This is a genomic window from Pseudarthrobacter sp. GA104 (assembly GCF_009741265.1).
Taxonomy (GTDB): domain Bacteria; phylum Actinomycetota; class Actinomycetes; order Actinomycetales; family Micrococcaceae; genus Arthrobacter.
The window spans coordinates 1,896,203-1,922,387 of record NZ_WOWL01000001.1; the positions used below are offsets into that span (position 1 = coordinate 1,896,203).

The window sequence follows — 26,185 nt, forward strand, 5'->3', positions numbered from 1 at the left end:
CAACCCCGCTTGCCTTGGCGCTGCTACCTGCAGGTAGTCTTTGGATTCAGATGTTCACGCTGACAATCAACCAGACCGATAGCCGGCGCGATGGCGACCGGGTGCCGCAGCTGCTCAGGGACCTGCGGCACATTCCTGCGCGCCTTGATTTTGACCGGTCCGTGGAGGACGAGGTCCAGGGCATTGTGGACTGCCCGCACCAGGCGGTGGAGGCGGCCCTGATCGCGCTCCGGGACGGCTCCTGGTACGTGGGCATCGGCGTAGGGCCCGTCAATGAACCGTTGCCCAACCAGATCAAGGACGCTTCGGGCCACGGGCTGGTGTATGCCCGGCGCGCCGTGGACCGCCTGCGGAGCAGCAAGGACCGGGTTCCGGTTGCAGTGGAGGGGCCGCTGGCTGACGTGGCCCACGACGCCGAGGCCGTGCTGCGGCTGCTGGGGCATATCGTGCGCGACCGCTCCGGTGCCGAGTGGCGGGTGCTTGACCTGCTGACGCCCGGCGTGCGGGGCCAGCAGAAGGCTGTGGCCCAGGAACTCGGAATCACCACGCAGGCGGTCAGCAAGGCGGTGGCACGGGCCCAGTGGAACGAGGAGCACGCGGCCCGGCCTGCGGCGGCCCGGCTGCTGGGGTTGATCCTCGCGGTCCGGTAGGGGCTGCGGCCCTCCTCAGGCCTGGGTTGCCGCCATCACCGGCTCGCCGTTGAAGTATTCGAGCTGCCAGCCGTCGATCGCGTGGTGGTGCGCCAGGTTCAGCACAGCGTTGTCGATGCTGGCCAAAGCGGTCCCTACGGCCCGGCTGAGGCTCACCCGGAGCAGTGTTCCGTGCGCGACGACGAGAACACGGCTGCCGCTGTACTCCTTGGCCAGTGCCTCCAGGGCGGCGAGACCGCGGTCAGCTGCCTCGTCCTCGCTTTCGGCGCCGCGGAAGCCCCCGGGGATGCGGAGTGCCTCCAGTTCCGGGCCCGCCTGCATTCCCTCCGCCGGTCCGAAGCTCCGCTCCGTGAGCTCCGGCAGGCGGCGGACCTCGCCCAGCCCGAGTCCGCCGGCTATCACATCTGCGGTTTCGGCAGCGCGGCTCAGCGGCGAGGACACAATGGCGTCCCATTCGTACGCCGACAAAACGTCAACGGCATCACGCGCCTGGGCCCGGCCGACGTCGTTCAGTGGAATGTCCGTGGATCCCTGCAGGCGGCGCTGCGCATTCCAGTCTGTCTGGCCGTGGCGGATGAGGGCGAAGGTGGTGAGGGTCATGCTTTCCATTCTGCCCGACGGCGGGCTTCCGCCGGACGCGGGGACAGTCGGTTGCGCGGTCCAGCCAGCTGCGCAGCCCGGCCGCCGCATAGGCGAAGCCCGCGTAAGGCTGCCAGCTGAACCGGAATCTCGGGAGGTTTGCCGCAGCTACAGCAGGCTGCGCAGCACGTGGGCCGCGCCGTCGTCGAACACTGAGTGGGTGACCTCGTTGGCGACGGCGATGACTTCCTCCGGCGCCTGGCCCATGGCCACTCCGCGTCCTGCCCAGGTGAGCATCTCGATGTCGTTGCGGCCGTCGCCGATGGCCACCGTGAGATGCCGTTCGATGCCGAGCCTGCCGCGGAGGTTTTCCAGCGCGCTGGCTTTGGTCACGCCGGCGGCGGCGATGTCCAGCCACGCGGTCCAGCCCACGGAGTAGGTGACGCCGGCGAGGCCCACGTGTTCAATGGCCTCATTGAACTCTTCCGGGGTGTTTTCGGTGCTGAAGACCACCACGCGCACCGCCGTGGCTTCAAGCATGGTGTGGAAATCGACGCCGATGGCCTCGACGCCGAAACTCGGGTCCTGGAAGCGCTCGGTGGACAGGAAGTTTCCGTCCGCATCCTCCAGCGCATACTTGGCAGAAGGAAGCCGCTCGCGCAGTGCCCGGAGTGCGGGTGCGGGGTCGAACGTGGCCTTGTGGATGACCTCGTAGCCGCCGTCCAGTGCTGGATGGAGCCGCAGCGTCACGCCGCCGTTGCAGCAGACGGCGTAGCCGCGCTCAATCCCGATTTTCTCGATGATGGGCAAGGTGGCGTTGAGCGAACGGCCCGTGGCGATCATCACCTCGTGCCCGGCTGCCACTACGGCCTGCGCCGATTCCCGGACACCCTGGGACATGTGGCCGTCGTGGTCCACCAGCGTGCCGTCCACGTCCAGTGCGACCATCAGCTTGCGGCCGTTGTTGTTGTTATCTCGCCGGTCATCGTTGCCGGCGACTGAGGTTTCAGTCAGCGTTGTCATTCCAATAGTGAACCAGACGCCCCGAAACGCCGCTAGGACGCGCGCCACAGAGTTATTGAACAGTTGGTTAATACCCACAGGTTGTCCCCGGTGTGAGTGTTAACCTCCGTGTTCTGAGGCGTGCACCCTCCCACGGACAAAGCACCCGCGCACGCCCCGGTGCAGGGACCGTTTCCCGGTGCGGCTCGGGTGCCGCCGTTGTCCACATGGGGCAGAACCGTCCTGCCCTTCCCTCGGTGGTGCGGCGACCATGGAGGCATGCAACTGATTGATGCCGCCGCATTGCACCGCAGTACCGGAGACTCGCGCTCGCTCCGCAGGCGGTATGCCCGCGGCGAACTGGTCCGTGTCCGCAAGGGAGTGTACGCGGCCAAAGATGAGTGGATCTCACTGCCACCATGGGAAAGGTACCGGCAGACAATCCTTGCCGTGAACCTTGAACTGCCTTCGTCAAAGTTCTGCCTCAACACAGCCGCTGTCCTGTGGAACCTGGAGATGCTCGCTGTCCCCGACCATGTCCACCTTGCAGGTGCATCACGGGGCCATAGGGGCCGGAGCCTTCCCACTACGTCCGCTGCTCGAATGCCATCCGGATTGTGCGGACTCGAGGGACTCACCTCCTATGGTGTCGCCCGGCATGCTTCCCGGGGACCAACCATCGCGTTCGGAGGGCTACAGATAACGCCATTGCCCGAGACGGTGGTGGCGGTCATCGCAAGAGAGAACTTTGCGGCCGGAACAGTGCTGGCCGATCATGCTATCGGCATGCGTCGTACTTCAGGCCCCCGGGTGAGCAAGGACGAGTTGCTGGGGCACGCCGCGCGCCTGGAGTCTGGCGCACGCCGGCGATGGGTCACCCAGGTGCTCAATTTCGCCGTTGCCAACTCCGGATCAGCCGGCGAATCACTCAGCCGGGCACAGATGCACCTCCTGGGTTTTCCCGCGCCCCTGTTGCAGGCAAACTTCCGCGCGGGAGGCCATTTCATTGCCCGGACCGACTTCTTCTGGCCGCAGTTCAAACTTATTGGCGAGTTCGACGGCGACGCGAAGTACCTGCGCGATGAGTACTTGGGCGACCAGACGTCCCGCCAAGCCGTCCTGGCCGAAAAGAAGCGCGAAGACAAACTTCGTGCGGCCGGGTTCAGAGTGGTGCGCTGGGACTGGGCGACTGCTTCGGACGCAGCCAGGCTGGGCGCTGTGCTGCGGAATGCGGGGCTGCCTAACAGCGGCACCAGGGCAAAAAGAACCCTCTGACGGACTTTGCACCCGGGAATGCCCTGGTGCAAAGTCCGTCAGAGGGTGCGATGCCCCGGGAAGCAGGCGAAGCTAGAGGACCGGGAGGACCTCGAGGCCGCCCAGGTACTTCTGCAGGGCCTTGGGCACGTTGACCGAGCCGTCCGCGTTCTGGTGGTGCTCCAGCAGCGCCACGATCCAGCGGGTGGTGGCCAGGGTTCCATTCAAGGTGGCTACGGCCCGGGTGCCCTTCGCGACGCCCTCGGCGTTCACCGCGCGTTCGCGGATGTTCAGCCGGCGGGCCTGGAAGGTGGTGCAGTTGGAGGTGGAGGTCAGCTCGCGGTAGGCGCCCTGGGTGGGAACCCACGCTTCGCAGTCGTACTTCCGGGCGGCGGACATGCCGAGGTCGCCGGCCGCGGTGTCAATCACCCGGTACGGCAGCTCGCACTTGGCCAGCATCTCCTCTTCCCACGCCAGCAGCCGCTGGTGCTCGGCGGCGGCCTCTTCAACGGTGGTGTAGATGAACATCTCCACCTTGTTGAACTGGTGGACGCGGATGATGCCGCGGGTGTCCTTGCCGTGCGACCCGGCTTCGCGGCGGTAGCAGGAGCTCTGGCCGGCGTAGCGGATGGGGCCGGCGGCAAAGTCCAGGATTTCGTCCGCGTGGTACCCGGCCAGGGCAACCTCGGAGGTGCCCACCAGGTAGAGGTCGTCTTCGGCGAGACGGTAGATCTCGGCGTCGTGCTTTACGTCAAAGCCGGTGCCCTGCATGGTCTCCGGGCGCACCAGGGTGGGCGTGATCATGGGGACGAAGCCGGCCTCGATGGCCTGGTCCATGGCCATCTGCAGCAGCGCCATCTCCAGCCGGGCACCCACCCCGCGCAGGAAGTAGAAGCGGGCGCCGGAAACCTTGGCGCCGCGCTCCATGTCGATCGCGCCGATAAGCTCGCCGATTTCCAGGTGGTCCTTCGGCTCGAAGTCCGGGAATTCGCGGGGCGTGCCGACGGTCTTGACCACCACGTAGTCATCCTCGCCGCCCTCGGGAACGCCGTCCTCAACCAGGTTGGGGATGGTGCGCAGCAGTTCTTCCTGCTTCGTCTGGGCGGCATCGGCCTCGGCGGAGGCGGCCTTGACCGAGTTGGCCAGCTCCTTGACCTCGGCCAGCAGCGCCTTCTTTTCGTCGCCCTTGGCCTGTGCCACCTTCTTGCCGAAAGCGTTCTGCTCGGCACGGAGGTTCTCGAAGCGGATCAGCGCCGCGCGGCGGGCGGAATCCGCGGAGATGATCGCGTCCACCACTGATTCATCCGCACGGCGGGCACGCTGGCTTGCACGGTATTTATCCGGGTTTTCGCTGAGGTCTTTTACGTCGATCACCACACAAGGGTATCCAATACCGCGGAAGACGGCGGGCGGCAGCGGGCGTGCCGGACCGGAAGGCTTCGCCGGGCTACTGTTGAACCACCATGAGCGACTGGATCCTGTACCTGCTGATTGGGGTGGCCCTCGCGTTTGCCATCTCAAGCTGGTGGGGCGTGCGCAAGCTCAAGGCCCTGCACATCCGCAGCACCGTAGGCGCCGACGCGCACGAACCTGGCCTGGCCCGGCAGCGCGTGGCCGTAGTCCTCAACCCCATCAAAACCCGCGCGGGCGAAGCGAAAGGCATCATCCAGCGGGGATGTCTGGCGGCGGGCTGGGAGAACCCCGTCTTCTTCGAGACGACGGCGGAGGACCCCGGCTATTCGCAGGTCAAGGCGGCCCTGGCGTACAAGCCCGACGTCGTCCTCGTCGGCGGCGGCGACGGCACAGTCCGTGTGGTGGCCGAGTCCCTCGCGCACACGGACGTGGCCATGGGACTCATCCCGCTGGGCACCGGCAACCTGCTGGCACGGAACGTCGACCTGGACGTCAACGACCTTCATGCCAGCGTCAATACTGCGCTTTTCGGCCGGCAACGGTACATCGACACCGCCCGGATGAGCATTGAAAACTCCTGGACCGGGGAATCAACCGAACACTCGTTCCTGGTGATCGCGGGCATCGGCATGGATGCCGAAATCCTGGCCGACACCAATGCCGGACTGAAGAAGGCCGTGGGATGGCTCGCATATACCGAGGCCGGCATGCGGCATCTCCCGGGACCCAGGAAGAAGGTAACGATTTCCCTGGACGGCAGTCCGGGGCAGGTCCGCAACATCCGCAGCGTTCTGTTCGCCAACTGCGGCCTGATCCCCGGCGGCATCGATTTCATACCCCAGGCCATGATCGACGACGGCATGCTGGACGTAGTGGTGATGAGCCCCCGCAGTGCCGTCGGATGGCTGCTGATGTACGTCAAAATCATGTTCAAGCACACCGGGAAGCTGCCCGACATGACCGTTTACCGCTCCGGGAAAGTGGTCATAAAGTGTCCGGAACCGATGCCCATCCAGCTGGACGGCGACACCTCCGGCGAGGCCACCAAGCTCACGGTCGAGGTGGAGCCGCGGTCTCTCTTGATCCGGGTCAAAGGGGAGGATTAGTGGTCAGTTGCGGCTGCGTTTGTGCTCCTCGGCAGCTTTGGCGGCGGCATGGGCCTCGGACTGCTCGCGGATCATGGCTTGTTCTTCTTCAAAGCGCAGGCGATCGGCACGGTCGGCGTCGTCGCCGTCCCAGTCCTGGTTGTCGGCAGTGGGCCGGGGGTTGACGATCATCCCCTGGCCGTCGTTTTCGGTGCCGCTGGTGGTCATGACGCGCTCCCTTCGCTAGGGGCCATCCCCCATGTGGATCAGGCAAGCATACGCATTGTCAACAGCCCGCGAAAGTACTTCAGGGGGCATTTGCGTACGCTTTGGGCGAAGCGGGCAGGGCCGTTTTCGCCGCCCTGTCATGCAGGCCGGAGAATGCCTTCCACCCACTCCCGCGCTGCGCGAAACGCCTGGTCAGCCGTGTGCGGCTCCACCACTGCGCGTTGCATGTCCGCGCGGGGATATGACCCGAGGAAGCGCGTGGCCGGGCTGAGGCGGTGGAGCCCGGCCAGGGCATCGGCCATCCGCTCGTCGCCCACGTGCCCGTCGGCGTCGATGCTGAAGAAGTAGTCCCCCAGGAACTGTCCGGTGGGCCGCGACTCAATGCGGCTGAGGTTTACGCCGCGGCTGGCAAACTGGTCCAAGATCTCCATCAGGGCTCCCGGACGGTCCTCCGGAAGCGGCACCACAACGGTGGTTTTGTCCGCTCCGGTGCGCGAGGGCAGCGCGCCCGGGCGGCTGACCAGGATGAAGCGCGTCACGGCCTCCGGGTTGTCACCGATGTCCTCCGCCAGAACGGTCAGCCCGGGCTGTTCCCGGGCTACCAGGGGAGCGCAGATGGCCGCGTCATAATGGCAGGCCTCGTCCAGGAGCCCCATTGCCGAAGCGGCAGTGGATGAACCGGGTACATATTCCGCTGATGGGATATTCCTGTCCATCCACAGCCGGCACTGCGCCCAGGCATGGCCGTGGGTTGACACCCGGCGCACGTCCGCCAGCCCGACCCCCGGCCTGGCCACAAGCACGAAGCTGATGGGCACCAGGACCTCGCGGATAATCCGCAGTTCCTTGCCGCCGGCGATTGCGTCCAAGGTAGCGGTAACGCCGCCCTCCACCGAGTTCTCTATTGGGACCATGGCAGCAAACGCCGAACCGTCACGCACTTTATCCAGGGCAGCATTGACGTTCGACGACGGCACGCGGGTAGCCTGCGCGGCATCCGGCACCTGCATGAGGGCAGCCTCGGTGAAGGTACCCGCGGGCCCGAGGAAGGCATAGGTCACGGAGGACTCGGACATGAATATTCCTCGCCTACAGCACCATCGGTTTCAGCCCGTTGTCCGAGACGAGGGGCTTGCCGGCTTCCAGCCACATGTCCATGCCACCGGAAACGTTAATGGCGGTGTAGCCCTGGCCCGTGAGCCATTGCGCCACGCGGAAGGACCTGCCGCCGGTGCGGCAAATGACGTAGACGTCCTCGTCAGGGTCGAGTTCCTCCAGGCGGCCCGGAAGCTGGTCCATGGGAATGTGGAGGGCGCCCTCTGCATGCCCTGCCACCCATTCGTAATCCTCACGGACGTCCAGGATGACCGCATCATCGGGGATGTCGTTGACGGGAACGTTGTCGAAATCGCTCATGGTGATTCCTGCCTTCGCGGATCGGGGGTCGCTTTAAGCCTAGTGCTTTACCTCCCGGAGGGGCTTGCGCGCAGCCAAGTTAAGCTTCTGTGTGAACCCAAGGAGGAAAGTTGCTTCCTGAACACCGCGTCCTGGCCGCAGCCGGAGGCCGAGGCCGAACGGGCCGCGGCCATCCTGCCCTGGCCGCGGGCTCCCGTGGCTGAACTCCACGAACTGCCCGCAGTGGCCCTCCGGGACCAGCTGCGGCAGGGGAAGGTCTCAGCAGCGGAGGCGGCAGCCCATTTCCTGCAGCGGATAGACCGGCAGAACGTCCCCCTGGGCGCCTTTGTCACCGTGACGGCGGACCAGGCGATGGAGCAGGCCCGCTCCGCCGACTCACTGCGGTCCCGGATTCCGGCCGGGGAGTTGCCCCTCCTGCACGGCATGCCCTTGGCTTACAAGGACCTGACCGACGTGGAAGGCGTGCCAACCACGCACGGCAGCGCCGCGGTGGACCACAAGCCGGCCCTCAGCGACGCACCACTGGTGGCCCTGCTCCGTAAAGCGGGGGCTATTTCGCTGGGCAAGACCCAAGTGCCCGAGTTCGGGTTGACCGCCTACAGCGAAAACCGGATCGCGCCGCCGTCGCGCAATCCCCATGCCCTGAGCAGGAGCTCGGGGGGATCCTCCGGCGGCAGCGCGGCTGCTGTGGCCGCCGGGCTGATTCCTTTCGCGCCGGGGACCGACGGCGGTGGATCTGTCCGGATTCCCGCTGCAGCCTGCGGACTGGTGGGGCTCAAGCCCGGCCGGGGCCTGGTCCCGGCCGGGGAAAGCCTCGGGGATCCCGCCCGGCTGGTGGTGGCCGGCCCCATCGCAAGGACCTCCGCCGATGCCGCACTTATGATGGACGCCCTGGTGCCCGCCGGGCCCTCCTCCGCAATGTCCACGCCCGCTGCACGCACGCGCGGCATGCCCGGGGATGTTCCCGAAAAGGACGGCGGCTACCTCGCGGCGTTGAAGCAGGAACCAGCGAAGCTCCGAATCGGGATTACGCTGGACAGCCCGTGGTTCGGGACGTTTCCTTTCAGCCCCGAGCAGGAAGCGCTGGATGCCCTCAATGCGGGCATCCGCCTGCTTGAACATGCCGGGCATTCCCTCGGCGAGGCTTCCATCCGCTATGACAACCGCTACCCGGACGCCTTCACGACGGCCTGGACTGCGGCAGTGGGGACGGCCAGGATCAGCCCGCACCGTGAGGCGCTGCTGGCTCCCCTGACCCGCACCTTCCGGCGTCGGGCACAGCAGCGCAGCCCGGCGAAACTCGCTGAATCCCTGGCCTTCCTGCGGCAGTTCCAGCACGATACTGTGGCGCAGTACGCCCGGTGGGACCTGATGCTGATGCCGGCGCTCGCGCAGACGCCGCGTCCGGTGGGTTGGTTCACCGGCATGCACGGCGGCGACCGGTGGCCCGCGGCCCAGTGGCCGGGGGACGCCGACGGGGACTATCGCAAGCAGTGCGAGTACGCGCCATGGTCCTCCGTGGTCAATGTCTGTGGCCTGCCGGCCGTCACCCTTCCTGTCCACTGGACCGGAGGAGCACCCGGCCAGGGATTGCCGATGGGCATCCAACTGGTGGGGCCGGCCGGTTCCGAGGCCCTCCTGCTCCAGGTGGCCAATCAGTTGGGGTACTAAAAGCCGCGTGGAGGGCTTGTTGACCTGGATCTAACACCCGCTTAATGCTCCCGTAACCGTGCGGGACCAGACTGGCAGAGTCCGCCCGGCTTTCGCTTCCCTTATCCGGCTATCACTCAACGAGGAGTTGCCGACCATGAATGCTGAACACTCCCGCGCCGCTGCCAGCGAAACACCCCACGGAGCGAACCCGGCCAGGCCGGACCTGAACAACGCCACCATCCGGGAGGACCTGGCCGAGAGGGCCGCTGCGGCATGGTCCACCTGCCCACTGGACGGACCTGCCTCCTGCTCCTCCGGCATCATGGCCCGTGCGAGTTCCACCGCCCGCAGGAGGCCGAGGACGTGATCACGGCGGACAACCACCCTTCGGGCATGACTGAACAGTGACGCTGCAGAGGCTTTGCGCGAAAGGTGTCGACTCCCGACGGAAACTGGAGGACGATTAAAGGGCAGTCACTGTAAGGAGGTCTGTGATGTGCTATTCATCCAGCAAGGACTTCGGGTGGGGCGATAGGAAGGAAACCCGCCGCCGGCCTGAAGCCAAGCAGGACACCCCGGAAACCCCGGTAGAGACGCCGGAGAAGACAGTCAAGGCGCAGGACTTCACGTTCTGGGCTTTCCCGGCCTGGTGGAAGACACCGAAGCCCGGCACCACCTCTGCTGAACGGCGCAGGGAGAGGGTATGACGCTGGCGCAAAGTCCGTGGAAAAGTCAACGGAGGGGTCTTCGCTGAGGGCCCTTCCGCTGTCTTCCGGACGCGGTCCCGGCGAAACCCCTGACATTGCGGACGACCTTTGCCGCCGAACCGCGGCGGGAAAGTGGGGTCCGCCGCCGTATTGACAACGCACTGGCCCCGCGGATCGCAGCCCGCCCCGGACGGCACTGTTACCCGGTGGACTCTTGTGGCGGACGAAGCGGGTGAGCTGACGGCCGTCGAAGAGCGAATATGAGGTGCCGGAGCGCCGGGGCTCAGCGGAACTGGCGTTGTGCCTGCCGAACCCCGCCCGCTAAGGTGGCATTGTAAGCATGCTTAGCATTTTGGAAGGGGACACGAATGAGTGCTGGACAGTACACGCCTGGGCCTGAGGGGCAGCCGGAGCCGAGTGGCGAAGGAATGCCGCCGGCGGACCGAACCGGCACTGCGGCTGCGCCGAATGCGCGGCCGGCAAGCGGCTCGCCCGTTACCCCCAGTCCTACAACACGTACCCCGGCGGCTGCGGATCAGCCCCGGGTGACGCGCGCAGGGGTGGTGTGGGCTGCCGTGGTGGCGGCCCTGGTGATCCTGATCCTGCTGATCATCTTCATCCTGCAGAACCAGGACCAGGTGGTGGTCCGCTACTTCGGGCTGGAAGGAATGGTCCCGCTGGGCATGGCCCTGTTCATCGCCAGCGTGACCGGCGGCGTCCTCGTTGCGATGGCGGGCGGCGCCCGCATCCTCCAGCTGCGCAGGAACGCCCACCGCGCGAGGGTCCAGCAGCGGAGGTAGCGCGCGGAGGGGCCAGGTCACCCCGCGCCCAAACTCCGATACTTCGCGGACCGCGCGGCAACGAGGTCTGGAACCGGAAGGCCAGCGAGCGAGCCCAGCTCATACTCGATGGCCTTTGCCATGCGCCGGCAGAATTCGCGCGGCTCCAGGGAGGCGTCGTCCCGCTCATCCACGATGTGGTCCACGAGGCCGTTGGCGTACAGCGATGCGACGTTTACGCCCTGCGCCTGGGCCATCGCGGGGGCATGTGCCGTTGTGCGGTGCACGATGGCGCTGGCACCCTCGGGAGGCAGCGGTGAGAGCCAACTGTGCTGCGCCGCAATGGTCCGGTCCGCCGGCAGCAGCGCCAGCGCCCCTCCCCCGGCGCCCTGGCCGAGCAGCACGGAGACCGACGGGGCGGCCAGGCCAATGAGTTCGTGGAGCGAGCGCGCGATCTCCCCTGCCAGCCCGCCTTCCTCCGCATCCTGCGAGAGCGCCGCACCCGCCGTATCGATGACTGTGAGCAGCGGCAGCCGCAGCTCCTCGGCCAGCTTCATGCCGCGGCGCGCTTCCCGCAGGGATCCGGGCCCCATGCCGGCAGCGTCCCTGCGGAGCGGCCGGGCGTGGCCCAGGACGATGCAGGACTGGCCGCCGAAGCGGGCCAGGGCCAGCAGCAGCCCCGGATCCTTCTCCCCCTGGCCCGTTCCGTTGAGGGGCAGAGCATCCACCGCCCCGTATTTCAGCAGCTGCCGCAGGTCAGGACGCCGGGGACGCCGGGAGATGCCGATCGATGTCCACGCATCCACGGAAGCAGGCCGGACGCCAAGCGTTGCGGGCTTCGCCGGAACGCCGGCCCGCTTCGCGCACAGGATCTCCAGGGCCCTGGCCACCAGGTCGGCGAGGTCGGCAGGCTCCACCACGCCGTCGATCAGTCCCTTGTTGAACAGGTTCTCCGCTGTCTGTACGTTCTCCGGGAAGGCTTCGCCGTGCAGGGCCTCGTAGACCCGGGGGCCGAGGAATCCCAGGAGGGCGCCGGGCTCTGCCACGTTGATGTGGCCTAGGGATCCCCACGAGGCCATGACGCCGCCGGTGGTGGGGTGCCGCAGGTAGACCAGGTAGGGAAGGCCGGCCTGGCGGTGCGCCCGCACGGCCCCGGTAATTTTCACCATGGACAGGAAGGCCAGTGTCCCTTCCTGCATCCGGGTGCCCCCGGACGCAGGGCCGGCCAGCAGCGGCAGCCCCTCAGCCGTGGCCCGTTCGACGGCGGCCACGATCCGCTGGGCCGCCGCGTGGCCGATCGATCCCGCCAGGAAGGAAAACTCACTGACGATCACCGCCACCCGGCGCCCCCGGATGAGCCCGGCGCCCGTGATCACGGACTCGTCCGTACCGCTCCGGTCCCTTGCCTTGGCGAGGTCGCGGAAGTACTCCCCGGACAGCGGCGGCTCCTGAACCGGCGTGTCCCAGGAGACGAAGGAACCCTGGTCCACCACGTTGTCCAGCAGTTCGGCGGCGCCCAGGTGCCGCACCTTTTCCGTCGTCGCCATGCTATTTCGCCCCCGCGGCTACGGCGCCGAGGCCCAGCCACTCGCGGATGGCCTGCCCGTCCTCGTCCAGCAAGGGCGGCGCGTCGTGTTCGGTGACGGTGGTTTCCGCAGCGTCACCGGCGGCAAAGAACCGCAGCGGCGGCCCGGGCAGGCTGACCTTGCCGAGCAGCGGGTGGTCGACGTCAACTACCAGGCCCTGGGACGCAACCTGTTCCCACGCATACACCTCGTCAAGCGAGCGCACCTTCCCTGCGGGGATCCCGGCGTCGTTCAGCTTCTGCAGCAGCTCTGCTGCCCCGTAGCCGGCAAAGGCGCGTTCGACGGCGGCAATCACGCCGGAGCGGTTCCCCACCCTTTCGGCGTTGCTGGCAAAGCCGGGCGCCGCCGCGTCCAGGCCGAAGGCCGCGGCGAACGAGGCCCACAGTTTTTCGCTGCCGACGCTGATCTGCACGCTCCCGTCCCGGCAGGCAAAAAGGCCATAGGGAGCAATGGACGGATGGTGGTTGCCCTGCGCCTGCGGAACTTCCCCTGCCACCGTGGTGCGGGTGCCCTGGAACGCGTGCACCCCGATCAGTGATGCCAGCAGTGAAGTCCGCACTACCTGCCCGCGGCCGGTCCTGTCCCGTTCAACCAGCGCCGCCACCACTCCGAACGCCCCGTTCATGCCGGAAAGCAGGTCGGCAATGGGAACCCCGACGCGCTGGGGGTCGTCCGGCCCTGACCCCGTGAGGGACATGAGCCCGGCCTCGCCCTGCAGGATCTGGTCGTAGCCGCTGCGCCGGGATTCCGGCCCGTCGTGGCCAAACCCGGTGATGGAGAGGATTACCAGGCGCGGGTTGAGTTCGTGCATGGCGGCCGTGGAGAAGCCCAGCCTGTCCATCACCCCGGGACGGAAGTTCTCGATCACCACGTCGGCGCGCTCCAGCAGCCCCCGCAGCACCGCCTGGCCATCTCCGCTCTTCAGGTCCAGGCTGATGGATTCCTTGTTGCGGTTGCAGGACATGAAGTAGGTGGACTGGGGGTCCTCAGGGGGGCCCACGAAGGGCGGGCCCCAGCCGCGGGTGTCGTCCCCGGTGCCGGGGTTCTCCACTTTGATGACGCGGGCGCCCAGGTCCGCCATCATCATGCCGGCATGCGGTCCGGCCAGGGCCCGGCTCAGGTCCACCACGAGGTGGCCGGACAAGGGTCCTTGCGTACTGTCGGTTCTGCTCATGCGCTGGTTCCTTTTCTGGTGGAACGGGAAAGGCGGGTGCGGAGGTTACGTGGCTAGAGCCATCCGGGGACCACCAGGGCGAGCCAGGCAAGGACGGGCCCTGCGACGATGACGATGCCGCTGTAGCCCAGGATCTGCTTGTAGAACCGGTCCTTGTCCACGCCCTCGGGCGCGTTGGCCAGGACCAGCGCACCGTTGGTGGAGAAGGGCGAAACGTCCACGATGGTGGAGGCAACTGCCAGGGCGCAGATCACGCCGACCGCTCCGATTTCGCCGGTGGACAGGAACGGCACCGCAAGCGGGATGAGTGCGGCGAGGATGGCAGTGGACGATGCGAAGGCGGAGACCACGGCACCGATGAAGCAAATGAGCAGGGCCGCCAGCAGCGGCATGCCCAGGCCGGCCACGCCGTTGGAGACGAACTCGATGGTTCCGGCTTCCTCCAGCACTCCGACGAACGTCAGCATGCCGCAGATCAGCAGCACGGTGGACCAGCTGATCTTGTTGATGGCGCCCTTCTGGGCAGCGGGCGAGACGAGCGCCACCACGATGGCAATGGTGATGGAGACAAATCCAACGTCCACCTTGAAGCCGAGGGCGATGACGGCCAGGGCGATGAGGCCGGCGATGGTCACCAGCTGCGGGACGCGCTCGGAGCGCTCCTTGGTGGCTGCCACGCCGTCGCCTGCCGGATCCCGGGGTCCGTACATGCCGGAGCCGAAGCCCTTGAAGGGGACGTCGCCGGACTTGGCCCCGACACTGACCGCCATCCGCGCTTCGGCTGCCTGCTCCACGAAGTGGCTCACCTTGGAGGACAGCAGTGCACGGCCGCCCAGGACCACAAAGAGCACCAGGGCGATCACGAGGTTGAAGACGAGGCTGGACAGGAACAAGGCGGTGGGGCTGAAGTCCAGGTCGGTTTTGGCGAGGATGCCGTTCACCGTGACGCCGTACACCGCGATCGGCGAGAACCCGCCTGCCTGCGCTCCGTGGATCACCATCATGCCCATGAGCAGGGGCTTGATCCTGTACTTCCCGGCGAAGCTGAGGGCGATCGGGGCAATGATGGCGACGGCGGCCGGAGACAGGGCGCCGACGGCCGTGATGACGGCGGTGATGGCGAACATGACCCAGGGAATCAGGGCTACGCGGTTGCCCACCAGCCGCACGGCGCCCCTCACCAGGAGGTCGATGGTGCCGTTGTTCTGGGCGATGGCGAAGAGGTATGTGACGCCGACGATGGTCAGGAACAGGCCGCCGGGGAAGTTGGCCAGGATGTCGCTGGTGGACATTCCCAGCACAACGGTACCCAGCAGGAAGGCGCCCACGAACGCAAGGGCGCCCATGTTCAGGGGCAGGACGGTGGCGAGCAGGAACATCGCCGCAAGAATGATGATGGACAAAACAGGAGCGGACATCGTTGGTCCTCCGTTGGACGAAAGTGTGACGTGAGTTACTGGCTCACTGGACTAGCCTCCTAGAGACCGAGTCTATCTGTCAATAGGAGAAGGCTGTATTGTGGAGGGACCGACGACGTAGCGAGGGCTTTGTGGAGAAGGCATCACGGCTGGGACTGGAACGAATCACGCGGCCCCGGCTGTACGAACAGCTCGTGGAGCAGATCCTGTCCTACATCGAGTCTGCCCAGCTGCGGCCCGGCGACCTGCTGCCGGCGGAGCGCGACCTTGCCGAGCGCCTCGGCGTTTCCCGCGCCACGCTAGCCCAGGCCCTCGTTGCCCTTGAGGTGCTCGGGGTTATCGACGTGCAGCACGGTACCGGCGCCGTCCTGGCCCGGCGGCCCAGCGTGGCCTCTGTCATCAAGGGCCTGCGGGAGCACCAGAGCCGGCTGCCGGAAATCGTGGAGGCGCGCAGCACCCTTGAAGTGAAGCTTGCCGCCCTCGCCGCTGTCCGGCGTACCGATGAAGACCTGGCTGCCATCGACGAGGCGCTCGAGGTCATGGCGAAGGAGATCAGCGACGGCGACCGCGGAGCCCGCGGCGACGAGCTGTTCCACCAGGCGATTACGGCGGCAGCGCACTCCTCGGTGCTGGCGCAGCTCATGGCCTTCATCGCAGAAATGATTTTGGAGACCAGGATGGAATCCCTCGGCCAGCCGGGCCGGCCCGAGCAGTCCCTCGCCTCCCACCGCAAGATCGCCGATGCCGTCAGGGGGCAGGATGCCGACGGCGCCGCCGAAGCCATGCTTGCCCACATCGAGCTGGTCTCGGACGTGGAGCTGCTCCGCTGACGCGCGGGTAGCGCGCGCTTATTGACCCCGCGGTGCGGCGGTTTTACACTCTGGACATCGCATCCTGCTTCCGGCCAAATTCGCCGGCAGTTCCTCATCACAGGCGCCTGACGCCTTCCATATCTTCCTTATCCCCGGGGGCTTAGCCCCTTAAGCGGAAGAGCACCGACGATGTCCACAGTCCATGAGAACACCAGGGAACTGGCGGTACAGCAGGCACTTCACGAGCTGCGCGGGAAGCTGTCCGGATCCCTGATCGAGCCCCATGACCCCCTGTACGAGGAAGCCCGGCGGGTGTGGAACGGCATGGTCGATCTCCGGCCGCGAGCCGTCGTCCGGGCCGGGGCCATGCCGGATATTGACGCCGTTCTGGACGCAGTGCGGCGCACGGGGTTGGCGTTGGCCGTCCGCGGCGGCGGCCACAATGTTGCAGGACACGGCACTGTTGACGGCGGACTGGTCCTGGATCTGGGCCAGCTCAAGCGCGTCCAGGTCTACGCCGGCAGCAAACTGGTGACCGTTGAACCCGGAGCCACCCTTGCCGACGTCGACCGCGAAACTGCCGCCCACAACCTTGCCGTCCCCCTGGGAGTGATTAGCGGAACAGGCGTGGCAGGACTGACGCTCGGCGGGGGCGTGGGCTGGCTGACGCGGTCAAGCGGCCTGAGCCTGGACAACCTGGAATGCGTGGACATCGTCACCGCCACCGGAGAACACCTGCACGCCGCCGCCCACGAGAACCCGGAGCTGTTCTGGGGCCTGCGCGGCGGCGGCGGAAACTTCGGCGTGGTGACGTCCTTTACCTTCCATGCCCGCGCGCTGCCGCCGGCCCCGCTGGGCGGGAACCTGTTCTACCGGCGGGAACACTGGCGGAACGCCCTCCTTGCCTTCGCCGACTGGACCCGGAACCTGCCCGATGAAATGAACCCGATCGTCTCGTTCCTGGTCTTCCCTGCGGAATTCGGAATGGGCAGCGACCCGTGGATGATCATCGGGTTTGCGTGGGTCGCGGAGGACCACGGGGCCGGGCTCGCCCTTGTCGACCGGCTCCGGGCCGGCGCTCCGCCCGACGAAGAGGAAGTCGGCCCCACCTCCTGGCTGGACTGGCAGAGCGCCATGGACAGCGTCTTTCCCAAAGGCTCGCGCGGTTACTGGAAGAACGTCTCCTTTTCCCGCCTCGATGAGGAGTCGGTGGACGTCCTGCTGGGCTTCGCCTCCGAGCTTGCGTGGGAAGGCACCGGCATCGATATCCACCATATGGAAGGGGCGTTCGGACGGGTACCTGACGATGCCACGGCGTTCCCGAACCGGTCTGCCCGGTATTGGCTGAATGTCTACGGGTTCTGGCGCGATCCCTCCGAGGACGAGCGGCTGACCGCGTTCGCCCGCAAAGCACACGGGCTCATGCAGCCCTTCGCAGAGCACGGGGAGTACGTCAATTTCCTGGGTGCGGAAGTCGGGCTCAAGGGGCCGGATGCCGCCCGCGCGGCGTACGGACCGGAGAAGTTCCAGCGGCTGTCAGCCCTGAAGGACCGGTACGACCCCCACAACATCTTCCGCCTTAACCACAACATCCCGCCGACGCAGGCTCCGCGAGGCTGAACGCACGGCGGCGTGAACGCAGGGCGTAAAGGCACGCTTTAGACGCACGACGGCGGCCCGGGCGCGGGAGCGCCGGACCGCCCCAGCGGCTGGTTCAGGCGGTTGGCCTGGCCCATGACTGGCGTTCAGTACATGTTGCCTGAACCGCTGGTGGTGCCGGCTATGGTGATCCCGATGATGGCCAGCAGCCAGAGCGCACCGTAGCCCAGCAAGCACAGGTAGCCCAGGACCAGGCCGGCGATGGACATGCCCCTGCCCGCCGGTTCCCGCTTGAGCGCCATGTGTCCGGTGATGATCGCGGCGACCTGCGGCAGCAGGAGCCAGCCCATGATGACGGAGGCGATCCCGCACACCATGCTGGCAATGCTCAGCGTTTTCGGCTCCGCCTGCATGCCGTAGTACGCCGGCTGGCCATAGGGGCTGGCAGGCTGGCCGTACGGGCCCGGCTGCTGGGCATAAGGGCTCGGCTGCTGGCCGTACGGCGTCGGGTACCGCCCCGGTCCGCCGTAGGCGTCCTGACCGGAAGCGCCCTGCCCATAGCCGGCCTGCCCGTAACCGCCCTGCCCGTACTGCGGCTGCGGCTGCGGCGGTGTCCCGCCGGCGGAGGGCGCGGCGAAACGGGGCGGCTCAAAGCCCGACGGCGCGGCGGACTCGGGCTGTCCGGATTCGGGACGCTGGCTGGGCTGGTCGGACATGGTTTTCCCCCTTGGATTTTGTTCCAGCCTACTCCCGGCCGGCTGGGGGATCTATTGTCCCCAGTAGGGCAGGACGTACACCGCAAAGATCACAAAAGCGGCAAGGAGGGCAAGCCTTCCTGCGCCGGCGGCTCCGTGCTGGCGCGCCGCCGAGCCGGCACCGTGCCGAACCGAATTATGCCGAGCCGAATTGTGCCGCCGGACCGGGCCAAGTCCGGCCGGCATGGTCCCGGAGGGGTTGTCCCGGACCACCGGACGGGACGGCGAGGCCGCCCTCGGGGCAACACCTGCTGGCCCTGCTTCATCACTTGCGGACGTTCCGGCGGGCGGAACCGCAGTTCCGGGCCGTATGCTCCGCAGCGCCGTGATGCCGGCTTCCTGTTCGTGGGTCAGCTCCTGGCCGAGGTGTTTGTACAGACCCTCCACGGCCTGCTGGTCCAGGACCGCAGGCAGGGCTTCTATTGCCCCCACGACGCGGCCGGTTCCGGCCACTGCAACATCCGAGTTCGTCACGCCGAAGAGGTCCGGCTGGGCAGCCATGCAGATCAAGGGACGCACCAGCCTCCGGTGCGTCGGGGGAACCACGGACGTCACGGCGGCGCACTGGGCCAGCGCCCCCTCCACGGCCTGGGTCCGGGCGTATCGTCCCTGCCACAGCACGCCGGAGGCAACACGGACCTCCCCGGTCCAGTCCTTGCAATCCACCACAACCACGCCGCCCGGCCCCACCAGGACGTGGTCCAGGCTTGCCTTGGGCCGGCCGGGCCAGTGGACATCATGCAGCACGTGCCAGCCCAACGGCACCAGCTCGCCCAGCTTCTCGGCTACTGCCGTCGTGCCCTCGGCGCCTGCGTCCTCGGCGCCTGCGTCCCACGGCTTCGTGGAACGCTCCGCTTCGTCGAGCCGGCGCTTGAGCCTGGCCACCCTCTCCGCGGCCAGCCTGGACTGCTCGGCTGCCCCGTCTCCTGCCCCCATGGCGTCCCTGCTTCCCTGCCGGAAGGACGACGGCGGCCGCCCGCCGTCGTGCCTTGCTTCCATACGTTTTGCCGGATTTTTTCGAAGGTAACAGGGCACGCAGGCGGCGGTATATAAGTACTTTCCGGGGCAGTACTCAGGTTGACTACTCGCTTGATGACGTTATTCCGTCACAGGCCGGACACACCGGCCGCATTCCGGACGGATCGTTTTGACTCCGGCCCCCGTCTGGCATGCTGGTGGCATGGCTAGCCGCGCGGGCACAGTTGCCCAACCCCAGGACCTTGTTGACATCACTGCGCTCCTCGATGCGTACTACGACATCACGCCGGATCTGGGTGATCCAGGCCAGCGCGTGGTGTTCGGAACCTCCGGGCACCGCGGCTCCAGCCTCAAGGCGTCCTTCAACGAGAAACACATTGTTGCCATCACCCAGGCGATCGTGGAATACCGTGCAGGGCAGGGCATCACCGGTCCGCTGTTCCTGGCCAAGGACACGCACGCCCTGAGTGAACCTGCGCAAAACTCCGCACTTGAGGTGCTGGCAGCCAACGGCGTCCAGGTCCTCGTGGATGCCCGGCACGGCTACACCCCGACGCCCGCCCTGAGCCACGCCATCCTCACCTACAACCGGAAGGCCCCGGCCGGCGCCCCCCAGGCGGACGGCATCGTGGTCACCCCCAGCCACAACCCGCCGGCCGACGGCGGCTTCAAGTACAACCCTCCGCACGGCGGCCCGGCCGATTCCGATGCCACCGGGTGGATCGCCAACCGCGCCAACGAACTGCTCGGGAACGACCTGCGCGGGGTGAAGCGAATTCCCGTCGCCGACGCACTTGCCGCGGATACCACCGGCAAGTTCGACTTCCTCAGCAGCTATGTTGACGACCTCCCGTCCGTGCTCAACCTGGACGCCATCCGCGAGGCCGGGGTCAGGATCGGTGCCGACCCCATGGGCGGGGCGTCCGTTGACTACTGGGGTGAGATCGGCGAGCGCCACCAGCTGGACCTGACCGTCGTGAACCCCACGGTGGACCCCCAGTGGGCGTTCATGACCCTGGACTGGGACGAAAAGATCCGGATGGACTGCTCCTCGCCGTCCGCGATGGCGTCGCTTATCAAGCGGATGTCCGACGGCGGGTCCGCCTTTGACATCGCCACGGGAAATGACGCCGACGCCGACCGCCACGGCATCGTGACACCGGACGGCGGGCTGATGAACCCGAACCATTACCTCGCCGTCGCCATCGACTACCTGTACCGCAACCGCAGCGGCTGGAACCCGGCCTCGGTAGTGGGCAAGACCCTCGTCTCGTCGTCCATCATCGACCGCGTGGCGGAAAGCCTGGGCCGCAAGCTCGTTGAGGTTCCGGTCGGCTTCAAGTGGTTCGTGCCCGGCCTGCTGTCCGGCGAAGGCGCGTTCGGCGGCGAGGAATCGGCCGGCGCCTCCTTCAACAAGAAGGACGGCACCGTCTGGACCACGGACAAGGACGGCATCCTGCTGGCCCTGCTCGCCTCGGAGATCACCGCCGTTACGGGCAAGTCGCCCTCGCAGCTGTACAAGGGCCTGACGGACCAGTTCGGCGCGCCCGTCTACGCCCGCATTGACGCAGCAGCCACGCGGGAGCAGAAGTCGGCACTCGGCAAGCTGTCGTCGTCGGACGTCACGGCGACGTCCCTGGCCGGGGAACCCATCCTGGCCAAGCTGACCGAGGCCCCCGGCAATGGCGCGCCCATTGGCGGGCTGAAGGTGGTCACGGAGAACGCCTGGTTTGCCGCCCGCCCCTCGGGCACCGAGGACGTCTACAAGATCTACGCCGAGTCCTTCAAGGGCGAGGAACACCTCAAGCAGGTCCAGGCGGAAGCCAAGGCCTTGGTGGACAGCGTTATCTCCTAGGCGGCTCTTCGGTTTCCGGCAGGGTCCACAGGCGCAGGATGCGCCGGACGGTGCGGTCACCGTCCGGCGCCATGTCCACCAGTGCAATACGGTCAAGCACGACGGCGTCGCCCGGGTTCAGCCGTTTGCCGCCTTGGTGCGAGACATGGGGCCGGTAGCCTGCCATCGTGTGGGCCGGCGTCAGGATTGTGCCGCCCAGGCTGCCCGCCGCAGCGACCAGCTGCTCGTGCAGGGCCTGCAGGTCCGGCTGGGGCTGGATGAGGTTCACGGGCACGGAGCCGTTCCGGCCGAAGCCTGCGTCCCCACCCACGGTCAGCCGGGCGCCCAGGGCGGCCATCGCCGGGCCCTCAGCAAGGCCGGCGATGCGCTCGGCCGCGTCGGCACTGTCCGGGCCGCCGGCGTCGAACCTCACCAGGGTGATGTGCAGCGGCCATTCGCTGCGGGGGAAGACCAGCCCGTCCGCCACCGGCTCGACGAAGGCCACCAGGACGAGGTTCCGCATCGGCATAGCCCCAGTCTGCCACCGCCCCTGCCGACGGGGGTCAGACGGTGCGGACGACGTCCTCGTAGGCGAACTTGGGCTTGGCTTCGCCCCAGGCGTCTTCGGCGGGCTGGCCGATGTTGACCACCAGGAAGCTCTTCTGGTCCCCGGCGGGGAAGAACGCTGCGTCGATCGCGCCAAAGTCGGCGCCCGTCATGGGGCCGGCGGCGAACCCGAGGGAACGGACGGCCAGGATGAAGTAGCCGGCCTGCAGGTGGGCGTTGTTGTTGCCGGTGGCGGCGGCGAGTTCCGGGTTGGCGTCGTACATGGCCTTGGGGGCGTTGTAGCCGGGGAGGAAGGCGTCCCACTGCCCTGCCCAGTCGGTGTCGTAGCTGAGGATCGCCACCAGCGGGGCGGAAGCCGTCTTGGCGCGGTTGCCCGGCATGAGGGCCTCCACCAGCTTGGCGCGGGCCTCATCGGAACGGACGTAGGTCACGCGCAGCGGCTGGGAGTTGAAAGCGGTGGGGCCGAACTTGGTCAGCTCGTAGATTGCCTGCGCCTGATCCTCGGTCACCTCTCCGGTGAAGGAGTTGGCGGTGCGGGCCTGGGCGAAAATGGCGTCGACGGCGGCCGAATCGATAACCGCTTCTTCGTGGGCAATTGTCATGGGCTTACCTTTCGCTGCGCCTCCCCGCTTACCGGGGCGGCCTTGTTGCTTTCCATACTTGCAACTTCAACCAGTCCGTCCATCTTCCCGTGACGGCGGGTGACGTCCGCCACAGCAGCCCGCAACGCGGCGCTGGCGGTATCCTTGTCCCAGTTAATCTTCGCCCTCCGCGGCACCCCCGAAAGCCCCCGAAAGGCCTCCGCCATGAGCATGCTCGGAATCAAATGGAAGCTGCACGGCACCGGAAAATCGATTAAGCCGGGCCACGTGGTGGCCCCGGATGAGCGGCTGGCCTGGCCGCTCACCATCGGCGTGGGCATGCAGCACGTGGTGGCCATGTTCGGCGCCACGTTCCTGGTGCCCATCATCACAGGCATGCCGCCTGCCACCACCTTGTTCTTCTCCGGCATCGGCACACTGCTTTTCCTGGTGATCACCAAGGGCCGGATTCCCAGCTACCTGGGCTCAAGCTTCGCCTTCATTGCCCCCATCATGGCGTCCCAGCAGCAGTTCGGCATTCCCGGGGCACTGGGCGGCGTGGTGCTGGCCGGCGCGGCCCTGGCCCTGGTGGGCGCCATTGTGCAGAAGTTCGGCGCAGGCTGGATCAACCGGCTGATGCCGCCCATCGTCACGGGCGCCATCGTGGCGCTGATCGGCCTCAACCTTGCCCCCGCCGCAAAAAACAACTTCGACGCCGCGCCCGTCACCGCCGTCGTCACGCTGGCCACCATCATCCTGGTCAGCGTCCTGTTCCGCGGGATCCTTGGCCGCCTGAGCATCCTGGTGGGCGTAATAGCGGGCTACCTCGTGGCCATGCTGCGCGGCGAAGTGAGCTACGCCAAGATGGATGCCGCCGCGTGGATCGGCCTCCCGCAGTTCCAGACCCCTGAATTCCACCTGGGCGTCCTGGGCCTCTTCGTGCCGGTGGTGCTGGTACTCGTGGCGGAGAACATCGGCCATGTGAAGTCCGTGGCCGCCATGACAGGGCAGAACCTCGACGACGTTTCCGGCCGCGCGCTGATGGCCGACGGCGCCGCCACCGTCCTGGCAGGCTTCGGCGGCGGCTCCGGCACCACCACCTACGCCGAAAACATCGGCGTCATGGCAGCCACCAAGGTGTATTCGACGGCGGCCTACTGGGTTGCCGGCATCTTCGCCATCCTGCTGAGCTTCTCCCCGAAATTCGGCGAGCTGATTGCCACTGTCCCGCCGGGCGTCCTGGGCGGAGCGGCCACCATGCTCTATGGAATGATCGGCATCCTGGGCGTGAAGATCTGGGTCCAGAACAAGGTCAATTTCTCGAATCCGGTCAACCTGACCACCGCCGCCGTGGCCCTGATCATCGGCATCGCGGACTACACCTGGACCATCGGTGACCTCAAGTTCACGGGCATCGCCCTGGGCTCGGCAGCGGCCCTGGTGATCTACCACGGCATGAAGGCCATAGCGAAGGCCAGGGGCACCGCGGCCGAGCCCGAGACGGAACAGGCCGGCCTTCCACCCGCCGTGAAGGCAGCCGTCAACGCCGCCGCCAAGCGGACACCCAAGAGGCGCTAGGCCTTCTTAAGGGACGGCGGCTCGGCGGGCAGGCCGGCCGGATGGCCGGCCTGGAAATGCCTATGCCCGAACACCGGTCCTGGCTGGGGCCGTTTGGGAGCCAGCGGAGCCGCCGCCGGGTGCCTGACCTGGCGGATGGCCCAGGGAACAAGGTATTCACGGGCCCATGCCAGGTCCTCGGCCCGGGCTGCCTTCCAGCTGCGCGGCGGGAGCGCCTTGGGCCGCATCGGTTCAAGGCTGTGGGGAACGGCCAGGGCCTCCAGCACCCCTATGGCTATGGTGTGGTGGCCCAGCGGCGAGAAATGCAGGCGGTCAGGATCCCACATGCCTGGTCCAGTGAGGTCGCGCAGGCACCACAGGTCAACCATGACGGCGTTGTGCCGGGCGGCCACTATGTACAGGTTCTCGTTGAAGATGGCCACCTTGCCGCGTATCTTGCCGAAGACCGGGGTGGCGCCCCAATCGGGACCGGCAAAAAGGACCACGGTGGCCCCGGAGCGGGCGAGCTGCTCCACGCCGGCGTCGATCTTCTCGGCAAGCTTGTCCGGGTCGCTGCGGCGGAACACAATGTCGTTTCCACCAGCGGAGAGCGTCACCAGGTCAGGTTTTGCGGCCAGTGCCGGGCCCACCTGCTGATCCAGGATCTCCCGCAGCCGCCGGCCCCGGATGGCGAGGTTGGCATAGGCAAAATCCGGCCGTCCAACGCTGAGTTCCTCGGCCACGCGGTCGGCCCAGCCCCGCAGCCCGCCCTGGTTCTCCGGCTCGGGATCGCCCACCCCCTCGGTGAACGAGTCACCGAGGGCCACAAAGCGGTGCCAGGGATGCTGTATGGCTCCCGACGCCGGCTCCTCGTGCTTCTGCGCGGTCATGCCGTCCTCCCTTCCGCAGGATGAGGTGTGTCCTTGCCCCGTCCGGCCTTCCGGCCGCCCGGTTTTTCCGCCTGCTGGTCCAGCTCGGCAGGAGGCAGCAGGCGGAAGTCCGCCACGCCGTCGGGCGTTCCCTGCCTCAGCCCCGTGGGCTCCCTGGCGGAATCCCCGGCCCTGGGGCTCTCCCGGGCGGAGCCGGGCACAACCACGTTCAGGGCTGCGTCGCGCAGGTCGAGTTCGTGGTGCAGCGCCTGGTTCTGCAGGAATCGAAGGGCCCCCTCGCGGCTTAGCCCGTACTCATCCATGAGGCTGCGCACCGCCAGGTCCACCAGGACCAGGGAGCTTTGCACGACGGCGATCCCCGCCGTTGCCTCGGCGCGCTCCGCCACCCGCACCACTACCCGCAACGCGCGCGCCAACTGCTGGGCGTAGCTCCTGCTGCGGAGGAGGTCGTCACTTGTGAACGTGTGGGGAAAGGCTGCGTACAGGTTGATGGCGGCGCTCGTTCCGCCCTCGGATGCGATGGGTATGGAGAGGAGCGACTGCACCCCGTGGCTGGCGGCCGCACTTGCGTACCCGGGCCAACGCCGGTCGCGGCTGACATCGGACAACAGCACAAACTCGCCGCTGCGGATGGCCTCCATGACCGGACCGTCGGCGAACGAGCACTGTTCGCGGTCAGCCTCGCGCGCCTTTTCCGTTCCCGCGGCGACGGTGCGGGCCTGGCCCAGGCGGAAAAGGGTGGCTGCCCAGCTGATGCCGCGCTGTTCGCCCTTGATGTCCGCCATGAAGTCACGGGTGACTTCCCAGAGGTAGGTTTCGACATCCTTGCTGTCGAATACCTGTTCCGGGGGTACTGGAAGGGGTCCCCAGCCGAGCTGCCCTGTTGGTTCAGCGGCCATGATCCACGCCTTGGTTGAAGCGCTCCGGCCTACTGCAAAACCTGTTTTCTAAGACTACTCCCCCGATCGGTCGAAAGGAGGGGGAGTCGTCCCGGAACGCTAACCCGCCGGCAGCGTGGAGCATATCGCGGCGGCAGAGCGAACGCTGCGGGGCAGCCACACTTCGCAGCCGCGGCTGCCGGTTGACTGGTCACTGATGACGACGGCGAACGCGGGCTCGGCCTGTGCGGCAAGGCCCGCGAGGGTTACGGCAAGTTCCGCCGGACGGTTGCATGTGGGCGTCAGGACGTCCCGGCATGCCGGAGGCCTCCGCCCTGCGGTTCGCCGGGGAACCACAGGGCGGAGGCCTCCATGCGAACTAACTTTCCCAACGCTCGTGGGAGGCCGCCGCGGACGGCCCCGGAGCGTGCTTAGCCGGCGCTGAACTCCTCGCCGTCGTCGTCTTTCGGCGACTTCTCCTGGGGCAGGTCATTGCCGCTGCCGTCCGGAATTCCGGCAGCTTCCTGCCCTGGCTCGGACGAGACCGGGGCGGATCCCCGGGAGTCGTCGTTGGACTCGTCGATCTCGGCGGCGCTGGAAGGAAGGTCCATGTCGTGGGGTACCGGATCCCCGCCGGCCTCCGACTGGGGCTCGTTCGTTTCCACGCTGCCCGGGGCGCCCTGGGCTCCTCCCATTTCCTGCTCAGCGGTGGGGGTGCCGTAGCCGCCCGGGTCCGTTTCGGGCTGCGCGTGCTGGTTTTCCTGCGTCATGGTTTCCTCCTGTTGTCTGT

At 67.2% G+C, this 26,185-nt stretch carries 27 protein-coding genes; 11 read left to right on the forward strand and 16 right to left on the reverse strand.

Annotation, left to right across the window (positions count from 1 at the left end; translation table 11 throughout):
* Window positions 1-50: 50 nt before the first annotated feature.
* Window positions 51-650 carry a hypothetical protein gene (locus GK109_RS08615; protein ID WP_157239772.1) on the forward strand — a complete coding sequence of 200 codons (600 nt, stop codon included), beginning with the start codon at window positions 51-53 and terminating at the stop codon, window positions 648-650.
* A 15-nt stretch (window positions 651-665) separates the two neighbouring features.
* On the opposite strand, the gene GK109_RS08620 is transcribed toward GK109_RS08615, so the two are convergent.
* Both GK109_RS08620 and GK109_RS08625 read right to left on the reverse strand, forming a co-directional pair.
* Window positions 666-1,250, reverse strand: a complete 585-nt coding sequence (locus GK109_RS08620) for a histidine phosphatase family protein (protein ID WP_157239774.1) — start codon at window positions 1,248-1,250, stop codon at window positions 666-668.
* Window positions 1,251-1,397: 147 nt separating this feature from the next.
* Window positions 1,398-2,252: an HAD family hydrolase gene (locus GK109_RS08625; protein ID WP_157239776.1), complete on the reverse strand. Its 855-nt coding sequence runs from the start codon at window positions 2,250-2,252 to the stop codon at window positions 1,398-1,400.
* A gap of 258 nt (window positions 2,253-2,510) precedes the next feature.
* Between GK109_RS08625 and GK109_RS08630 the strand changes: the two genes are divergently transcribed.
* Complete coding sequence (locus GK109_RS08630; RefSeq protein ID WP_157239777.1) at window positions 2,511-3,506, forward strand: hypothetical protein; 996 nt, start codon at window positions 2,511-2,513, stop codon at window positions 3,504-3,506.
* 72 nt (window positions 3,507-3,578) lie between these two features.
* On the opposite strand, the gene serS is transcribed toward GK109_RS08630, so the two are convergent.
* On the reverse strand, window positions 3,579-4,859 hold the full coding sequence (gene serS / locus GK109_RS08635; RefSeq protein ID WP_323057824.1) for a serine--tRNA ligase: 1,281 nt from the start codon (window positions 4,857-4,859) through the stop codon (window positions 3,579-3,581).
* A gap of 89 nt (window positions 4,860-4,948) precedes the next feature.
* On the opposite strand from serS, the gene GK109_RS08640 reads away from it, so the two are divergent.
* Complete coding sequence (locus GK109_RS08640; protein WP_157239779.1) at window positions 4,949-6,004, forward strand: diacylglycerol kinase family protein; 1,056 nt, start codon at window positions 4,949-4,951, stop codon at window positions 6,002-6,004.
* 3 nt (window positions 6,005-6,007) lie between these two features.
* On the opposite strand, the gene GK109_RS08645 is transcribed toward GK109_RS08640, so the two are convergent.
* The 3 genes from GK109_RS08645 to GK109_RS08655 all read right to left on the reverse strand — a co-directional run bounded on the left by GK109_RS08645 (window position 6,008) and on the right by GK109_RS08655 (window position 7,627).
* Window positions 6,008-6,211: a hypothetical protein gene (locus tag GK109_RS08645; RefSeq protein WP_157239781.1), complete on the reverse strand. Its 204-nt coding sequence runs from the start codon at window positions 6,209-6,211 to the stop codon at window positions 6,008-6,010.
* Window positions 6,212-6,348: 137 nt separating this feature from the next.
* Complete coding sequence (gene pheA / locus GK109_RS08650; RefSeq protein ID WP_157239782.1) at window positions 6,349-7,287, reverse strand: prephenate dehydratase; 939 nt, start codon at window positions 7,285-7,287, stop codon at window positions 6,349-6,351.
* A 13-nt stretch (window positions 7,288-7,300) separates the two neighbouring features.
* Complete coding sequence (locus tag GK109_RS08655; protein WP_157239784.1) at window positions 7,301-7,627, reverse strand: rhodanese-like domain-containing protein; 327 nt, start codon at window positions 7,625-7,627, stop codon at window positions 7,301-7,303.
* 195 nt (window positions 7,628-7,822) lie between these two features.
* On the opposite strand from GK109_RS08655, the gene GK109_RS08660 reads away from it, so the two are divergent.
* The 4 genes from GK109_RS08660 to GK109_RS22350 all read left to right on the forward strand — a co-directional run bounded on the left by GK109_RS08660 (window position 7,823) and on the right by GK109_RS22350 (window position 10,787).
* Window positions 7,823-9,298, forward strand: a complete 1,476-nt coding sequence (locus tag GK109_RS08660; protein WP_323057822.1) for an amidase — start codon at window positions 7,823-7,825, stop codon at window positions 9,296-9,298.
* Between the two features lie 136 nt (window positions 9,299-9,434).
* A complete protein-coding gene (locus tag GK109_RS08665) occupies window positions 9,435-9,647 on the forward strand; it encodes a hypothetical protein (protein ID WP_231754828.1) in 213 nt (70 codons plus the stop codon).
* Between the two features lie 127 nt (window positions 9,648-9,774).
* A complete protein-coding gene (locus GK109_RS08670; RefSeq protein WP_157239786.1) occupies window positions 9,775-9,987 on the forward strand; it encodes a hypothetical protein in 213 nt (70 codons plus the stop codon).
* Window positions 9,988-10,532: 545 nt separating this feature from the next.
* On the forward strand, window positions 10,533-10,787 hold the full coding sequence (locus GK109_RS22350; RefSeq protein ID WP_321215043.1) for a lipopolysaccharide assembly protein LapA domain-containing protein: 255 nt from the start codon (window positions 10,533-10,535) through the stop codon (window positions 10,785-10,787).
* 17 nt (window positions 10,788-10,804) lie between these two features.
* Here the strand turns inward: GK109_RS22350 and GK109_RS08680 are convergent, their stop codons facing one another.
* From GK109_RS08680 to GK109_RS08690, 3 genes are read right to left on the reverse strand one after another with little or no spacing between them, the layout of a single operon-like run.
* A complete protein-coding gene (locus tag GK109_RS08680) occupies window positions 10,805-12,313 on the reverse strand; it encodes a carboxyl transferase domain-containing protein (protein ID WP_157239790.1) in 1,509 nt (502 codons plus the stop codon).
* A 1-nt stretch (window position 12,314) separates the two neighbouring features.
* Complete coding sequence (locus GK109_RS08685; protein ID WP_157239792.1) at window positions 12,315-13,526, reverse strand: CaiB/BaiF CoA-transferase family protein; 1,212 nt, start codon at window positions 13,524-13,526, stop codon at window positions 12,315-12,317.
* 53 nt (window positions 13,527-13,579) lie between these two features.
* Complete coding sequence (locus GK109_RS08690) at window positions 13,580-14,944, reverse strand: SLC13 family permease (RefSeq protein WP_157239794.1); 1,365 nt, start codon at window positions 14,942-14,944, stop codon at window positions 13,580-13,582.
* Window positions 14,945-15,075: 131 nt separating this feature from the next.
* Here GK109_RS08690 and GK109_RS08695 point away from each other — a divergent pair, with 131 nt between their 5' ends.
* Both GK109_RS08695 and GK109_RS08700 read left to right on the forward strand, forming a co-directional pair.
* Window positions 15,076-15,774: a FadR/GntR family transcriptional regulator gene (locus GK109_RS08695; RefSeq protein ID WP_323057818.1), complete on the forward strand. Its 699-nt coding sequence runs from the start codon at window positions 15,076-15,078 to the stop codon at window positions 15,772-15,774.
* A gap of 171 nt (window positions 15,775-15,945) precedes the next feature.
* Window positions 15,946-17,376, forward strand: coding sequence for an FAD-binding oxidoreductase (locus GK109_RS08700; RefSeq protein WP_157239798.1), 1,431 nt, complete (start codon window positions 15,946-15,948; stop codon window positions 17,374-17,376).
* 125 nt (window positions 17,377-17,501) lie between these two features.
* Here the strand turns inward: GK109_RS08700 and GK109_RS08705 are convergent, their stop codons facing one another.
* Window positions 17,502-18,071, reverse strand: a complete 570-nt coding sequence (locus tag GK109_RS08705) for a DUF4190 domain-containing protein (protein WP_157239800.1) — start codon at window positions 18,069-18,071, stop codon at window positions 17,502-17,504.
* Between the two features lie 51 nt (window positions 18,072-18,122).
* Window positions 18,123-19,109: an NERD domain-containing protein gene (locus GK109_RS08710; RefSeq protein ID WP_231754829.1), complete on the reverse strand. Its 987-nt coding sequence runs from the start codon at window positions 19,107-19,109 to the stop codon at window positions 18,123-18,125.
* 181 nt (window positions 19,110-19,290) lie between these two features.
* Between GK109_RS08710 and pgm the strand changes: the two genes are divergently transcribed.
* A complete protein-coding gene (gene pgm / locus GK109_RS08715; protein ID WP_157239802.1) occupies window positions 19,291-20,943 on the forward strand; it encodes a phosphoglucomutase (alpha-D-glucose-1,6-bisphosphate-dependent) in 1,653 nt (550 codons plus the stop codon).
* Here pgm and GK109_RS08720 read toward each other — a convergent pair.
* A complete protein-coding gene (locus tag GK109_RS08720; protein WP_197432558.1) occupies window positions 20,933-21,445 on the reverse strand; it encodes a 2'-5' RNA ligase family protein in 513 nt (170 codons plus the stop codon). The two genes, pgm and GK109_RS08720, sit on opposite strands and share 11 nt — an antisense overlap.
* A 40-nt stretch (window positions 21,446-21,485) precedes the next feature.
* Window positions 21,486-22,091 (reverse strand): malonic semialdehyde reductase, encoded by a 606-nt coding sequence (locus GK109_RS08725; RefSeq protein WP_157239805.1) that lies wholly within the window; start codon window positions 22,089-22,091, stop codon window positions 21,486-21,488.
* A gap of 204 nt (window positions 22,092-22,295) precedes the next feature.
* On the opposite strand from GK109_RS08725, the gene GK109_RS08730 reads away from it, so the two are divergent.
* The gene (locus GK109_RS08730; RefSeq protein WP_157239807.1) at window positions 22,296-23,648 is read left to right on the forward strand and encodes a uracil-xanthine permease family protein; all 1,353 of its coding nucleotides are present in this window, start codon (window positions 22,296-22,298) and stop codon (window positions 23,646-23,648) included.
* On the opposite strand, the gene GK109_RS08735 is transcribed toward GK109_RS08730, so the two are convergent.
* From GK109_RS08735 to GK109_RS08750, 3 genes are all read right to left on the reverse strand, one after another.
* Entirely contained in the window at window positions 23,645-24,517 is an 873-nt protein-coding gene (locus GK109_RS08735) for an SGNH/GDSL hydrolase family protein (RefSeq protein WP_157239809.1), read from the reverse strand. The genes GK109_RS08730 and GK109_RS08735 overlap by 4 nt on opposite strands.
* The gene (locus GK109_RS08740; RefSeq protein ID WP_157239810.1) at window positions 24,514-25,416 is read right to left on the reverse strand and encodes a GAF domain-containing protein; all 903 of its coding nucleotides are present in this window, start codon (window positions 25,414-25,416) and stop codon (window positions 24,514-24,516) included. The genes GK109_RS08735 and GK109_RS08740 overlap by 4 nt, the downstream gene beginning before the upstream one ends.
* 410 nt (window positions 25,417-25,826) lie before the next feature.
* Complete coding sequence (locus GK109_RS08750; RefSeq protein WP_157239812.1) at window positions 25,827-26,165, reverse strand: hypothetical protein; 339 nt, start codon at window positions 26,163-26,165, stop codon at window positions 25,827-25,829.
* Between the last annotated feature and the right edge of the window lie 20 nt (window positions 26,166-26,185).